This window comes from Lelliottia nimipressuralis (genome assembly GCF_041464075.1).
GTDB classification, from domain to species: domain Bacteria; phylum Pseudomonadota; class Gammaproteobacteria; order Enterobacterales; family Enterobacteriaceae; genus Enterobacter; species Enterobacter nimipressuralis.
The window spans coordinates 3,520,471-3,535,348 of sequence record NZ_CP167172.1 but is presented as its reverse complement, the minus strand read 5'-3'; the positions used below and the strand labels follow the sequence as shown (position 1 = coordinate 3,535,348).

General features: G+C 62.6%; 3 protein-coding genes. All 3 read right to left on the bottom strand.

Features of this window, described 5'->3' with window-relative positions; all coding sequences use genetic code 11:
- Window positions 1-6: 6 nt before the first annotated feature.
- The 3 genes from ACB496_RS16965 to ACB496_RS16955 all read right to left on the bottom strand — a co-directional run bounded on the left by ACB496_RS16965 (window position 7) and on the right by ACB496_RS16955 (window position 14,857).
- Window positions 7-2,193: a type I secretion system permease/ATPase gene (locus tag ACB496_RS16965; protein ID WP_371973114.1), complete on the bottom strand. Its 2,187-nt coding sequence runs from the start codon at window positions 2,191-2,193 to the stop codon at window positions 7-9.
- The gene (locus ACB496_RS16960) at window positions 2,190-3,593 is read right to left on the bottom strand and encodes a TolC family outer membrane protein (protein ID WP_100779226.1); all 1,404 of its coding nucleotides are present in this window, start codon (window positions 3,591-3,593) and stop codon (window positions 2,190-2,192) included. The genes ACB496_RS16965 and ACB496_RS16960 overlap by 4 nt, the downstream gene beginning before the upstream one ends.
- A 77-nt stretch (window positions 3,594-3,670) precedes the next feature.
- The gene (locus ACB496_RS16955) at window positions 3,671-14,857 is read right to left on the bottom strand and encodes a BapA/Bap/LapF family large adhesin (RefSeq protein ID WP_371973113.1); all 11,187 of its coding nucleotides are present in this window, start codon (window positions 14,855-14,857) and stop codon (window positions 3,671-3,673) included.
- Between the last annotated feature and the right edge of the window lie 21 nt (window positions 14,858-14,878).

Below are 14,878 nucleotides of genomic sequence, written 5' to 3'. Positions count from 1 at the left end.
GCGACATCACGCTGACTGATTTTCATTTTTCCACTCCCGTCCGTTTGCCTGTTGCTGCATGCGGCTGTTGCTCAGGGCCTGCGCTTTTGGCGCGTCCATCACCAGCATGCCCTCTTTCAGCACCACCACGCGCTCCACCAGCTCCAGCACCGGCACGCGGTGGGTGGCGACGATCAGCGTCCGGTTGCCGAGCCACGCGCCGAGATGCTGAAGAAACTCGCGCTCTGTGTGCTCATCCAGCGATGCGGTCGGTTCATCGAGCAGCACGATATTGGGATCGCGCAGGAACATGCGCGCCAGCAAAATCGACTGACGCTGCCCGCCAGACAGTCCCACGCCGTTCTCCATGATCGGATAGTCGAGACCTTTCGGCAGCTTTTGCACAAAGCTCGCCGCGCCGCACATCTCCAGCACGGCGAAGATCTCTTCATCCGTGGCGCGCGGCATCCCAAGCGTGATGTTCTCCCGCAGAGTGCCGTAGAACAGCCGTGCGTTCTGGGTCATAAAGCCGACGTTGCGCCGCAGGTCCGCGACGTCCAGATGCGGCAGGCTAAGGTTGTCGAGCCGCAGCTCGCCGCCTGCCAGATCCATTCCGCCCGACAGCGCCTGTAACAGGGTGGATTTCCCTGCGCCGTTACGCCCGAGGATCGCCACTTTCTCGCCGGGTTTGATCTCCAGGCGGTTAATGCGCAGGGCCATACGCGGATCTTCCGGGTGATAGCGAAACTGCGCCTGATCGAACAGGTAGTGCCCGCGCAGCACGTCCTGGCGGATCGGCGTCTCTTCGCGCTGGTTTTCCGTCGGCAGCTGCATGATGCTGTCCAGCCCCTCTTTGGCGGCTTTCACCTGCTGCCAGCGCGCCAGCACGCCGCACAGGGTCGCCATCGGGGCGATCATCCGCGACGCCAGCATCGAGGCCGCCACCACCGAACCGGTGGTTAAGGTGCCGTCGATCACCATCGGCGCGCCGACCACGATCACCCCGGCGTACACCAGGCTTTGAATGGTCATCCCCCAGCTGATCAGGTTTTGCGTCAGCTCGCGGGTGCGCAGGCCGGACTCGGCGGTGATCTGGATATAGCTGTTCCACTGCTGTAAAAAGCGGTTTTCCGCCTGCATCAGCTTGATGTCCTCCAGCCCCTGTACGCTCTCGACCAGCACCGCGTTGCGCAGGGTCGATTCATGGGCTGACTGCTTCGCCAGCGCCGCGAGTTTTTTCTGCAGCAGCAGGCCGGGCAGCACCATCAGCACGGCAGCGACGGGGGCGATCCAGGCTAATTGCGGCGCGATGATCGCCAGCACCACCACGAACAGGAAGAAAAACGGCAGATCGACGATGGTGGAAATGGTGGAGGAGGTGACCATCTCGCGGATCTGCTCCAGCTCGCGCAGCTGCGAAATAAAGCTCCCGGTTGAGCGCGGGATCGCGCTGTTACGCAGGCGCAGGGCGTGGCCAAACACCCGATCCGACACCCGCAGATCGGCGCGTTTTCCCAGCAGATCCATGATGTGGCCGCGCGCGACACGCAGCACAAAGCCAAACAGGGTGGCGATCAGCACGCCGATGGTCAGCACGTAAAGCGTCGGATAGGACTGGGCGGGGATCACCCGGTCGTAAACCTGCATTGAAAACACGATCCCGGAGAGGGAGAGCACGTTGATGAACAGCGCCGCCAGCATCACCCAGGTATAGGGACGCATGTCGCGCATCACCAGCCGGTAGAGCCAGTCGGGGCGGTATTTGGAAATATAGGCATCCACGCGGCTGTCTTTTAGCGCCGCCAGCGGGCGCAGGGCGACCACGTGACGTATGGCGGGCAGCAGAGCGGTCATCGACACGCGGTTGTTGTGCGGTGTGGTGTCGATAAAGTTGATATCAAGGGTGTCGTCGCCGTCGAAATGTTCAATGACGCCGATTTTTCCCTCGTTAAGCTCCACCACTACCGGCAGTTTCCAGCTGTTGATGGACTGCTCCGTGGCGGTCAGCAGCTGAAAGGAAAGTCCTGCTTCGCGCGCCAGTTGAGTCAGCGCCGGTACCATGGGTTTGCCCTTCAGCCATGGCGCCCCGGCGACCAGTGCGCCTGGGGAGCAGGCCACGCGATAGCGGCTGGCGACGTAGCCAAACGCCTGCGCCCAGTGCTCCAGCGTCTCTTCGGGAATACTTTCGATCTGCGGATTATCGGTTTGCTTCATGGCTGGATCTCCACAGTCTGAATGGTGCGGTTCTCAAGATCGAACGAATGACGCAAAAGGCCCGTGTTGTACAGGCAGCTCAGCTCCAGCTGGTGGAGCTGTCCGGCGGTTTGCTGCTGGGTGAAACGCGCCTGATACACCTCCTGCTCGGCGTTAAGCACGTCGAGCAGCGGCCGTGAGCCGAGATCGAGATATTGCTGTTGATAGAGTTCGCGGGTGCGGACGCTGAGCGCCTCCTGCCGGGCCTGGATTTGCAGGGTGCTCAGCAGGCTCATCACCTGGCTGCGTGATTCAAGCAGCTTCTGGCGCACGTCGAGGCGGGTGCGTTGAATGGTCGACTGCGCGGCTTCGACGGCATGTCCGGCGGCGTTACGCCGGGCGGTAAGACCACCGCCCTGATAGAGCGGCATCTGCACTTTTACCCACGCGGAATACTGGGTACGATCCAGCGAATCGTTGCCCGCATAGCGGTCGTTGAGGTAGTGGCGCACTTCCGGCTCCAGCGAGACGGTCGGCGTCATTTGCGCGTTAGCATAGTCGAGATTGGCCTGCGCGACGTTGGCCTGCGCCCACGCGGAGAGCACGGCGGGCACCAGACGGTCGTCCGGCTCGGCGACGTCGCAGCTGCGGGCCAGTTTTGCCGGGAAATCGTTGCTGATGGTGTTCAGGCTGTTCCAGCCGAGAAAGCTCATCAGCGTGGCGCGGGAGCTGTCGAGGCTGGCCTGATACTGCATGAGCTGCGCCCGCGCGCCTTCGATGCGGGCATCGGTCTGCACCACGTCCGAAAGGGAACTTGCCCCTTCGTCGTTGCGCTGACGCGCCAGCGAGCCGATGGACGACAGCGCATCCAACTGCTCTTTGGCGGTTTCCACCATTTGCTGCCAGGTCTGCACCTGCACCATTGCCAGGGCGGTGTCGTGGGCGATGGTATCAATGCTCACCAGCACGTTGGCCTGCTGCTGCGCCACGCCCGCGCTTTCGGCTCGCACCTGGCTTGCCACTTTGCCAAAGTCGTAAAGCATTTGTGAAACGGAGAGCACCAGCGACGGGGTAAAGCCGTTATCGCTGCCGTCGTGGGTATAGCCGCCGTCCATTCCCGCGTTGACCTGCGGATAGTATTTCGATTTGGCGACGTCGACCTGTTCTGATTGTTCGTAGAGTTTACCGACCGCTTCGCTGATGGTCGGATGCCAGCTGACGGCGCGGTTTACGGCATCGCCCAGCAGCAGCGTACCCGGAGCGGCTTTGTTGGCGACGGGCGCAACGCGGCCATTCAGGGACGGCAGCTCCTGTTCTTCACTCAGCAGGCCGGTGTTGATTACGCCCGCAGGGTTAGCCGCGAGAACGGGCACAGATATCAGGCAGCACGAGAGCCACCAGTAAGGCATCTTCTTTCCCATGTCATGTCCCTAATAAATTTGTACTTTTTATTCTTGATGCCCGGGCGCTGAACGCCCGGGTCAGTTGTGTTGTGCTATCAGGTAATGATGTTGTGGTGCTGATTAACCAGTTCGTCGTAGCTACTCTGTACGTTGTCCAGAGTGACCAGCGTCGTATTAGTGTAGGTGCTCCCCGTACCGTCACGATCGATGGAGATCACAGTGTTGTTACCGCTGGTGGTGACATGCACGTAGTTGCCAAGCGTGGATGCCTGTCCGTTCCAGCCCACCAGCAGATCGCCGATATCAATTTTGTCCCCCTGGCTGATGGAGAAGTTGGTCCAGTGATCCCCGGTGCTGTTGCCCGCCGTGGCGTTACCCACGGTGTTGTTCAGCACCTGATAAATCAGGGTATCGCCGTAAGCCGTCCCATTGATCACGTCGTTATGCTCAGAGCTGATGAACTGCGGCGCCATGTTGATGGTCAGCGACGCGCTGTCCGTTTTCCCTGCCGTGTCCGTCAGGGTGTAGTTGAAGACCTCCTTCGAGGTGATGCTGGAGAGCGACACGCCGGTATTAAGCGTGTAGGTGTAATGACCGTCAGCGCCGATGGAGAGCGTGCCGTAGTGTCCCTGAATGGTCACATTCGCGGCGCTGGTGGTGTACGGGTCGAGGGTGGTGGTCACGCCGTTGTAACCGGTGATGCTCAGACGGGTATCCACCGAGTGCAGCTGATCCATTGCCCCCTGCGAATCGGTGCCGTCAAAGATGTTGCCGTTAACGGTGTGCCCGCTGGTGGAATCGAACTGATTGAGCGAGTAGGTGGTCCCCACCACGTCCGGGGTGATGGTGATTTGCCCCACCGCCAGCGCGCCCATCTTCCCGGTGTAGGAGAGGGTGTAGGTGCCCGCCTCCAGATCCAGCCCGTTCAGGTTGATGGTTGCGGTGCCGCCCAGCAGTAATCCGCCGTTGAACGAACCGCTGCGCACGGTGGTGGCACCGTTCGACAGCACCCAGTCCACCGTCAGGCCGCCGAGCGAGAGCAGCGAGGCGACGTTAAAGTGCAGCACCACGTTATGCAGGGCGGTGTTGGCGTCGACCACGAAGGTACCGCTGCCGCTGCCCTGGGTTGCCGCCAGCAGAGCAGCCGTCCAGGTGGCGTTGCCGACGGTGGTGTCCGAGTAGGCCGCCGTATGGTGCACCGACGTCACATCCATCACCGCGCTCACGTCGTTGACCGCATCCATCGCCCGTGGAGTTGGGGTGATGTTGAGGGACGCCGTGTCTTTATCGCCGTTTGGCGCGGTCACCGTATAGACGAAGGTGTCCGGCGTCTTGATGTGATCGGCCCCGACGCCGCTGTTCAGGGTATAGGTGTATTTACCGTCCGCATTGATGGTCAGGGTGCCATATTCCCCCTGAATGGTGGTGACGCCCGTACCGTTGACCGCCACGCCGTTCACCGCCGTGACGTGGGTACCCGCCGGAATAATATCATCCGCCAGCACGTCGCCGGTGGTGCTGCCGCCGACGCTCGAAACGGTGTAGACATGGTCTTCCAGTACGTTAAGGGTGTAGGCCGTCAGCGCCGTGATCCCGGCTGCGGTGTTCAGCAGGAACAGGTACTCCCCGGCCGGCAGGTTGAGCGTCAGGGTGCCCGACGTACCGCCCAGCAGCGGCGCGCGCAGCCAGCCTGGCTGAACGCGCATCTGCTCGAAGGTTTGCGTCGCGTCGTTGAATTTATAGACGTAAAGATCGAACACCGAAGCCAGCGCCACGCCGCCGACGGAGGCCTGGATGGTCATGGTGCGGGTGGTGCCTTCCGCCACGTTATAGATGATCGGATTGCTCAAATCATCGAGCAGATTGAGGCTCAGCGTGTTGCCCAGATTGACGCCCACCACGGTGAAGCCGCCCTGGGACGACGTGCCGTTGTTGATGGCGTGAACGCTGGTGTCGAAGGTGAAACTCGCGGCGTCATCGACCGCCGTGACGCTGTTGGTGACGGTGTTGGCCCCGAGGGAGATCACCAGCTGCGCCGAGGCGGTGGAACCGTTATGCCCGATGGTGTAGGTGAAGCTCTCGGTCCGGCCCAGAATCGCGGCGCTGGTGTTGGTCAGGGTGTAGGTGTAGCTCCCGTTGAGGTTAATCGTCAGCGTACCGTACTGGCCCTGGATCACCGTACCATCCGCCGTCACGTTCACCGTGTGGCCCTGGGAATCGGTGACGGCGGTGATGCGAGTGCCTGCCGGGGCGTTGTCGCTGCCGGTGGTCGGGTCATTGTCCAGAATGACGTTACCGGACTGGGTGGTCACACCCGTTACCGTCCCGGCGCTGGTTTCGGTGACATCCACGTCAAGACTGGTGTACGACCCGGTCGCCAGCAGGTTGGTGTTGTAGCTGAGTACGCGGTACTGGCCCTCGGTCAGCCCGGTCATGTTAAGGGTGACGCCGTTGGCGCCCAGCGTCAGCAGGTTGGCGAACTGCGGCAGACCGGTATCCACCACCGTGGTCCAGGTGCCGTTGACCGCATCCCAGCGCTGCACCACCACTTCCAGGGTGTTGAGCAGCGACAGCACCACGCCTGTGGCATCGGCGTTAATCGAAATATCCGCATTCCCGCCCGCACCCACGGTAAAGCCGACCTGCGCCGTATCGTTGCCGAGCAGGGTAAGCACGTTACCGAGCGCCCCGACCAGCAGGAATCCGTAATCGCTGTACTGGGCGTTGGTCACCGTGGCGTCGGAGGTGAGCGCCAGCTCCTCGACGTTAGAACTTGCCGACAGCGGCACAACCGGCGCCAGCGCAGAGCCTGGCGTCGAGGTGTTGCCTGCCGCATCGGTGGCGGTGATTTGCAGGGTCTGGCCTTCCGTCTGTTTATTGAGGAAGGTGTAGCTGTAGGTGCCTCCGGCGTTCGCCGTGGTGGTCACCAGGGTGCCATCCGCCAGGCGAATCGTCACGGTGCTGCCCGCTTCTGCGCTGCCCGTCAGCACGCTGCCGTCGGCGTTAAAGGTTCCGTTCGGCGCATTCGGTGCGACGGTATCAACGATAACGGTGGTCGGGATCGAGACCGGCCCGGTGCCGCCGATGACGTTGGTCGCCGTGGCGGTAAACGCGTGAGAACCTTCGCTCAGTGCAGGCGTAGTGAAGGTCCAGTTACCGTTGATATCCGTGGTCGTGGTGCCCATCGCCACGCCGTTGTTATACAGCGTGATGGTGGAGTTCGGCTGCGCCGTCCCGCTCAGGGTTGGCGTCGTGTCATCCGTGGCTTTGCCGTTGGTCAGATTACCGGTAATGGTCCCCACGTTGTCGTTGACGGTGGTGATCAGCGGCGCATTCGGCAGGTTGGTGAATGGCGCGGTGACGCTCTGGGTATTGCCTGCGTTCCCGGCCTTATCCGTGGCAAAGGCCAGCAGCGTTTCGCCGTTGGTCTGCGCCGGTGAAATGGTGACGTTGAAAGCCCCGCTGCCGTCCGCTGTCGCCGTGCCGAGCACTGTTCCGGTGCTGCTGGTAATGGTGACAGTGCTGCCTGCTTCCGCCAGACCGGTGACGTGGGTGCCGTTACTGATTACGGCCAGCGTGCCCGGCAGCCCCGGAGCAACCGTATCCACCACAATCGAGGTGATGGACGATGGTGCGCTGGTATTGCCCGCCGCGTCGGTGGCGGTCGCGGTAAAGTTGTGCTGCCCGTTGGTCAGCGTGGTGGTGGTCTGTGGCAGAGTCCAGTTGCCGTTGGTGTCCGCGGTGACGGTGCCGACCAGCGTCGTGCCGTCATAAATCCGCACCACCGCGTTAGGCTCACTGGTCCCGCTCAGCGTCGGCTGGGTGTCGTTGGTCGGGTTGCCGTTAATCACCGGCCCGGTGACAGTACCGACATCATCCACGACCGAGGCGATCACTGGCGCCGTTGGCGCAGTGGCATCGACATTGACCACAAAGGCCGTTGTCGGGCCACTGGCGTTACCCGCGGCGTCGGTGGCGGTGATGGTCAGCGGATGCAGCCCGTCGCCCAGCGCCGGTGACGGCGTAAAGGACCACGCACCTCCGGTGGCTGTGACGGTGCCAATCAGCACGCCGTTATCAAAGATTTTCACCGTCGATCCCGCTTCGGCTGTCCCGGTGAGCGTCGGCTGTGCATCGTTGGTGAGCTGGCCGCTGGTCAGATTCGTCACGGTTCCGACGTCATCCACCACGGAAACCAGTACCGGAACGGCCGGCGGCGTGAGGTCGACATTCAGGGTAAAGGTTGCCGACGGATCGCTGTTGTTGCCCGCTGCGTCGGTCGCCTGGGCAATAAAGGCATGCGGTCCCGCGCCAAGTGCGGTGGTGAGCGTCACCGCCCAGTTCCCGCTGGCGTCCGCCGTGGTGGTGGCGATCACCAGACCATTTTCGAGGATATTGATGCTGGCGTTCGGCTCGCTGGTCCCGATCAGGCGCGGGAGCGTGTCGTCGGTGGTCTGGCCGCTGCCGAGCGGGCCAGTGACGGTTCCTGCATCGTCAAGCGCCTGAGTGATAACCGGTGCCAGCGGTGCAACCGTATCGACGATCACCGTGAAGCCCGGCGAGGCCACGCTGACGTTGCCCGCCGCGTCGGTCGCGGTGGCGGTCCAGGTGTGGCTGCCGTTGCTCAGCGGGTTCGGCGGGGTGAAGCTCCATTCGCCCGAGCCGTTAGCCTGCACGGTGCCGACCTGCACGCCGTTTTCATAGATGATGATCGTGGCGTTGTTCGCCGCCGAGCCGTTCAGCTGAGGCCGGGTGTCGTCGGTGGTCTGTCCGGACAGAACCGGGTTCAGCACGCTGCCGACGTCATCGGTGGCGTTAATAATGGTCGGTGCCGCTGGCGGCTGGGTATCCACCGTCAGATCGAAGGTGGTGGAGGTGGTGCTGGTATTGCCCGCCGCGTCGGTGGTGCTGAGGGTGATGGTGTGTGGCCCGTCAGCCATCGGTGCGGTTGGCGTGAAGGTCCAGTTCCCCTGGGCGTTCACCACTGCGGTGCCGAAGGGTTGTCCATCGTTGAGCAGGGTGACGGTCGCCCCGACTTCGCCGGTACCGTTGAAGGTTGGACGGTTGTCATTGGTGGTGCCATTTTCAGGAATCGTGCCGGTGACCGGCCCGACGTCATCCTGCACCGTGGTGAGCACCGGCGCGTCTGGCGGCGTGGTGTCGACGGTGAAGGAGAAGACCGGCGAGTTAGCGGAGACGTTACCCGCTGCATCGGTGGCATTGACCCTGATGTTGTACAGGCCATCCGTCAGCCCGTTTGGCGGCATAAAGGTCCACGAACCGTTAATGACCTCTGCGGTGCCAATTTCTACGCCGTTATTCAGGATATGAACGGTGCTGCCCGTGACGCCCGTCCCGGTGAAGGTTGGCGTGGCGTCGTTAGTGACCTGTCCTGCGGTCAGATTCCCGACCACGCCGCCCGGAATATCATCGGCGACGGCGCTGAGCACCGGCACTGCTGGTGGGGTCAGATCGACAATCACGTTATAGCTATTGGAGCTGGTGCTGACGTTCCCTTGTGGATCGGTCGCGACCACCGTAAAGGTGTGTGAGCCTTCGGTGAGCGGCGTGGTGGGGGTGAAGGTCCAGTTCCCCAGATTGTTAGCGGTGGCGGTGCCAATCTGGGTGCTGCCTTCGAAAATCGCCACGCTGCTGTTGGCTTCTGCCGTGCCCGAAAGGGTCGGCGTGGTGTCGTTGGTGGTGCCACCGGTTTGGACATTCCCGGTCACGGTGCCGACATTATCGTCTGCCCCGACAATGACCGGCGTGGTGGAGACCGTATCGACCACGATGTTGAATGCCGGTGATTGTGCGCTTTCATTCCCCGCCGGATCGGTGGCGGAAATGGTCAGGGCGTGGTTGCCTTCTCCCAGCGCACCGCCTGGCGTGAAGCTCCAGGTGCCCGTCGAGCCGACAACAACGGTGCCAATGGCGGTACCGTTGTTGTAGATGGTAATGGTGTCGCCCGCCGTTGCGGTGCCGCTCAGGGTTGGGCGACTGTCGTTGGTGGTTTGACCGCTGGTCAGCGGCCCGGTACCAGGACCGACATCATCGGTCACTGCGCCGAGCACCGGTGTACCAGGCGCGGTGAGATCGATGGTGACGGTAGCCGCCGGGGAGAGACCGCTCGTCAAACCGCCCTCGGTGGTGGTGGCGGTAAAGCTGTGTGGCCCCTCGCCGAGCGGGATCAGCGAGCTGGCCGTCCACTCGCCGGTTGGGCTGGCGGTGACAACGGCGTATGGCACCAGACCCCCGTCAAGGTAGATGGTCACAATGCTGTTCGGTGGGGCGGTCCCGCTCAGGACTGGCGTGGTGTCGTTGGAACTTGCCCCTTTCACTTCGACGGTGCCATTCGTGCCGTTGTCATCAATGATTGAGGTGATGGTCGGGACGGCTGGCAGCTCCGGAGTGTCTGTGACTTGATAATCCGTTGGGCCGCTGACGTTGCCTGCCGCATCGCTGGCCGTGACGGTGAGCGTGGTTTCGTTGGTCTGCGCCGGTGACAGGGCAATGGAGTAATTGCCGCCCGCATCGGCCACCCCGCGACCCAGTTCAACGCCATTTTCCCCTTTAACGATTACCGTGGAACCGGCTTCTGCGGTCCCGGTCAACGGTGTCCCTTCGATTGCGAGACTGCTGACGACCGGCGCGTCTGGCGCATCCGTATCAACGGTTACGGTAACCGGCGCGCTCGGGGTGGCGTTCCCGGCGGCGTCGGTGGCCGTGACGATAATGGTATGAGGCGCATCGCTCAGCGCCGAGCCGTCTGGCAGCGTCAGCGTCCAGTTGCCGTTAGCATCCACGGTGGCCTGTAGCGGCGCCCCCCCGTCAACAGAGACGGTGATGGTACTCCCGACCTCGGTTTTCCCGCTGATGGTTGGCGTGTTGTCATTGGTGTACAGCACGCCGTTCGCCAGCGTGCTGCTGGAGATCGTATCAATCTGCGGCGTCGTCGGGGCGATCGTATCCACCGTGATGGTGTACACCGGGCTGGTGCCGCTGACGTTACCCGCCGCATCGACGGAGGAGACAGTCAGGTTCAGCGCGCCGTCAGCGACGGTTGGGCTGGTCCAGGTCCAGGTGCCGTTGGTGACGTTGACGCGGTCAACTTCGACCCCGTTGTTATAGATAATCACCGTGTCGCCGCTGGTGCCCGTTCCGCTGATGGTCGGCGTGGTGTCTGACGTCGAACCGCCGCTCGCGACGGTGCCTGCGGTGATCGCCGGCGTCAACGGAGGCGTGGTATCCACGGTAATGGTCACCACCGGGGAGACGCCCGAGATATTCCCCGCTTCGTCCGTGGCGGTGGTGGTGAAGGCATGGGTGGTTTGCGTCAGCGGGGTGTCTGGCCGCCAGCTCCAGCTGCCGTCCGCGCCAACGGTGACGCGCCCGACCTCCTGCTTCGGCGCACCGCCGACGCTGTCGTAAATAATAATCACGTCGTTCGCCACACCGGTGCCGCTCAGCACCGGACGCGAATCGTTGGTGCTGTCGCCGTTATCGACCGGCCCGGTGATTTGGCTGACGTTATCGGTGACGACCGGTGCGGTTGGCGTGGCAGGCGGGTCCGTATCAATCACGATGGTGACCGGCTGGGATGGCGCACTTTCGTTGCCCGCGCCGTCTTGATTGGTGACCGTCAGGGCGACATCGTAAGAGCCGTTTGGCAGCGCCTGAGTCGGCGTCCAACTCCATGTTCCGTCCTGCTGAACGGTGACCACATCGGGCTGTTTGACGCCATCAATGTAGATCGTGACCGTATCGCCCGGCGTACCGGTGCCGCTTAAGGTCGGCGTGGTGTCGCGGGTGGCTTCGCCCGGATTGAGCGGTGTGCCGGTCGGCAGGCCGTCCGGGTTCACGGTGACGTCCGGAGAATCTGGCGTCGCAGGGGCCACGGTATCCACCACCAAACTAAACGGCGGTGAGGCGGTGGCGTTGCCTGCGGAGTCGGTCGCGACCACCGTCAGGGAGTGAGTGCCGTTGGTGAGCGGAGTGGTGGGGGTAAAGCTCCAGCCACCGTTACCGTCAAGCGTGGCAGTGCCGAGCAGAGTTGTGCCGTCGTAAACGGTAATAATCGTATCCGGCGGGGCGGTCCCCGTCATCGCAGGAAGGGTTTCGTCCGTCGGTGTACCGCTGGTGAGCGGGCCGGTGACAGCGCCAGAGTTATCGGTGACCGTACCGATCGACGGCGCCGGTGGTGGCGTAGTGTCTACGATGATCTGGAAACCGTTTGAAACCGTGCCGACGTTCCCGGCCTGATCGATCGCGACGGCGGTCAGCGTATGCGGCCCGCCCTGAGGGAGCGCCAGCGTCGGGGTAAAGGTCCATGCCCCGCCGTTGCTGACCAGCGCGGTGCCGATCTGCACGCCGTCCAGACGAATGCTGATGGTGGCGCCCGGTTCGCCCGTACCGTTGAGCGTCGGACGGGAGTCGTTTGTGATTTCACCCGTATCCAGCGGCCCGGTTCTGCCCGGGACATCGTCAACGACGGAGGTGATCACCGGTGCGGCAGGGATCACGCTATCAACCGTAATGCTCCAGCTGTTCGACGTGCCGCTGGCATTTCCGGCGTCGTCGATCGCGGTGGCCGTCAGGACGTGGCCGCCCTCGCGCAGGTGCACCGATGGCGTAAATTCCCAGTTACCGCTTTGGGGAATGACGAGGGTGCCGATTTGATCGGAACCGCTGAACAGATAGAGCGTGGTGCCCGGCTCTCCGGTGCCGCGAATGGTCGGCGTCGGGTCGTTAGTCAGGCCGCCGTTGGCGACATCACCCACCACATTAACGGCGTCATCGTAGACCGAGGTGATCTCCGGCGTTTGCGCCGGGGTGGTATCCGGTGCCGTTACCGGAGCCGTGGGGCCGGTGTTGTTGGCAAGGTCCGTGGCGTCAGCCGTCAGCTTTTCGCCGTTAACTTGCGGCGGCGAAAGGATAACGGAAAAATCGCCGTTATCGCCCGTTTTGCCGCTGCCGATTTCCACGCCATCCGGCCCTTTAATGCTCACCGTACTGCCCGGTTCGGCCTGGCCGGTGACGGTCGTGCCATCGTCAGAAACCACCAGATTCGTTGGGGCCAGCGGATCGGTTGTATCCGGCGCGTCGGCGTGCCCTGGCTGGCTGTCATTGCCCGCGGCGTCGCTTGCGATCACATCCAGCACTTCGCCATTGGTTTGCGGCGGGGAGACCGGCACGGTGAAATGGCCGTTAGCATCGGTGGTGCCGGTGCCAATCACGCCGCCGCCGGTGTCTTTGATGGTGACGGTGCTGTTTGGCTCGGCGTTTCCGCTAACGCTGGTCCCGTCACCTGAGACCGTCAGCCCTGTTGGCGGGTTAGGTGCGATGCTGTCACTGGCGGTGACCGTGCCCGGGATACTGGCATTCCCGGCGGCGTCGGAAGCGACGACCGAGAGGGTTTGCCCGTTATTTTGTACGGTATTCAGGGTGATGGTGTAGTTGCCGTTGCCATCCGCAACGCCGGTGCCGATCACGCCGGTGCCGTTGCTGATGGTGATCGTGCTGTTCGGTTCAGCCGTACCGGTGACCTGGTTCCCGGCAGGATTGAGGGTGACGGTCGGCTGGCCTGGCGCGATCGTGTCGACGATAAAGTTAATCTGCTGAGACAATCCGCTCTGGTTACCGGCGGCGTCAATTTCACGCACGGTGACGGAGTGGGGGCCTTCCGCCAGCGGGCCGTCAGGCGCTACGCTCCACAGCCCGTTCGGGCCGACGGTGACTCTGCCCACTTCCACGCCGTTATCGTAAATAATAATCGTGCTGCCCGGATCGCCACGGCCCGTGAGCCTCGGCTGGCTGGCGTCGGTTGTCTGGCCTGCTGTAACCGCACCGCGTATGGAGCCGACTTCATCGTTCACCACAAAGGCCGATGGCGCGGCGGGCGCGGTCACATCGACATTAATCGTAAAGCCCGGTGAGGCGGGGCCGGTATTACCCGCCACATCCGTGGCGCGCACCGTCAGCACATGGCTGCCTTCACTCAGATTGACCGACGGGGTAAAGCTCCAGCTGCCGTTTGCGGCAGCGGTGACGGTGCCAATCGCAATGCCGTTATCGTAGATCGTGACCGTTGAATTCGCTTCGGCGGTACCCGTGAGCTGCGGGCGCTGATCGTTGGTGCTGCCGCCATTGTTCACCGGCCCGGTGACAGGATTGACGTCATCCGTGACGCTGGAGATCACAGGTGCCGTTGGCGCGACCGTATCCACCACAATGGTGATCCCCGCAGAAGGCGGGCTGGTGTGGCCTGCCGCATCGGTCGCGGTGGTGGTCAGGGTGTGGCTGCCGTTAGCCAGCGCGTTAGGCGGCGTGAAACTCCAGTTGCCGTTGGCATCTACTTTGGTGGTGCCGATTTTGGTGCCGTTATCGAAGACAGTGATGGTGGTTCCGGCTTCGCCGATACCGCTCAGGGTAGGGCGCGCATCATCGGTTCGCTGCCCGTTATCCAGCGGGCCGGTTTCGCTGCCGACATCGTCGTTAACGATTAAAATATCCGGTGCGTCGGGCGTGACCAGATCCGGGGCGGTGGCATGGGCCTCTTTACTGACGTTGCCGGAGGAGTCGGTCGCGGTGGCGGTAATCTGCTCGCCGTTGTTGAGCGGGGTGCCCAGTTCAATAGTGAATTTACCGTCGCTGCCAGTTTTGCCGGTGCCGACCAGATTTCCGTTCGCATCTTTCAGGGTGATGGTGCTGTTCGGTTCTGCCGTCCCGGTGACGATATTGCCGTCTGCCGAGAACTGCAGATTGGTCGGCGCGTCAGGCGGCGTGGTATCCGGGTCAGACGGGTTCCCCGGATTGCCTGGGTTGCCGTTGCCGTTATCATCGTCTCCGCCACCACCTCCGCCACCGCCACCGCCGCCAGCGGCAAGCGCGATCCCACCTGCGACAGCGACGCCACCGAGCACCCACGGCCAGATCGCCGCGCCGCCCGTATCACCGGAGGAGGCCATCAGCGCATCAATCGAAGAAATCGCTTCATAGTGTTCTGTGGCGGCGGTGGGATCTTCAATCCACCACAGCGCGCCGTTGCCCTCTTCCAGCACCAGCTGGCTGGCGCCCTGAGCGTCTCCGACGTAGAAGTTTTTGAGGGTGATGGTTTCGCCCGAATTCAGGGTCACGATCAGGTCTTCGCCACTGCGCGTGTAGTGTGAAATGTCACCTCGCCCAACGTGGAGCTTCACAATAGAGGAGTGATCCAGAGTAACCTGAGTGCCTTCGGTGGTGGTTTCCACGCCAGTAAGTTTCGAAATGACAGAGATTTGGCTCATATTGATGACTCCCAACAGATT

Excerpts from the sequence above, each read along its gene's own strand:
- ACB496_RS16965 (WP_371973114.1), bottom strand. The coding sequence starts at position 2,193 with ATGAAGCAAACCGATAATCCGCAGATCGAAAGTATTCCCGAAGAGACG.
- ACB496_RS16955 (WP_371973113.1), bottom strand. The coding sequence starts at position 14,857 with ATGAGCCAAATCTCTGTCATTTCGAAACTTACTGGCGTGGAAACCACC.
- ACB496_RS16960 (WP_100779226.1), bottom strand. The coding sequence starts at position 3,593 with ATGGGAAAGAAGATGCCTTACTGGTGGCTCTCGTGCTGCCTGATATCT.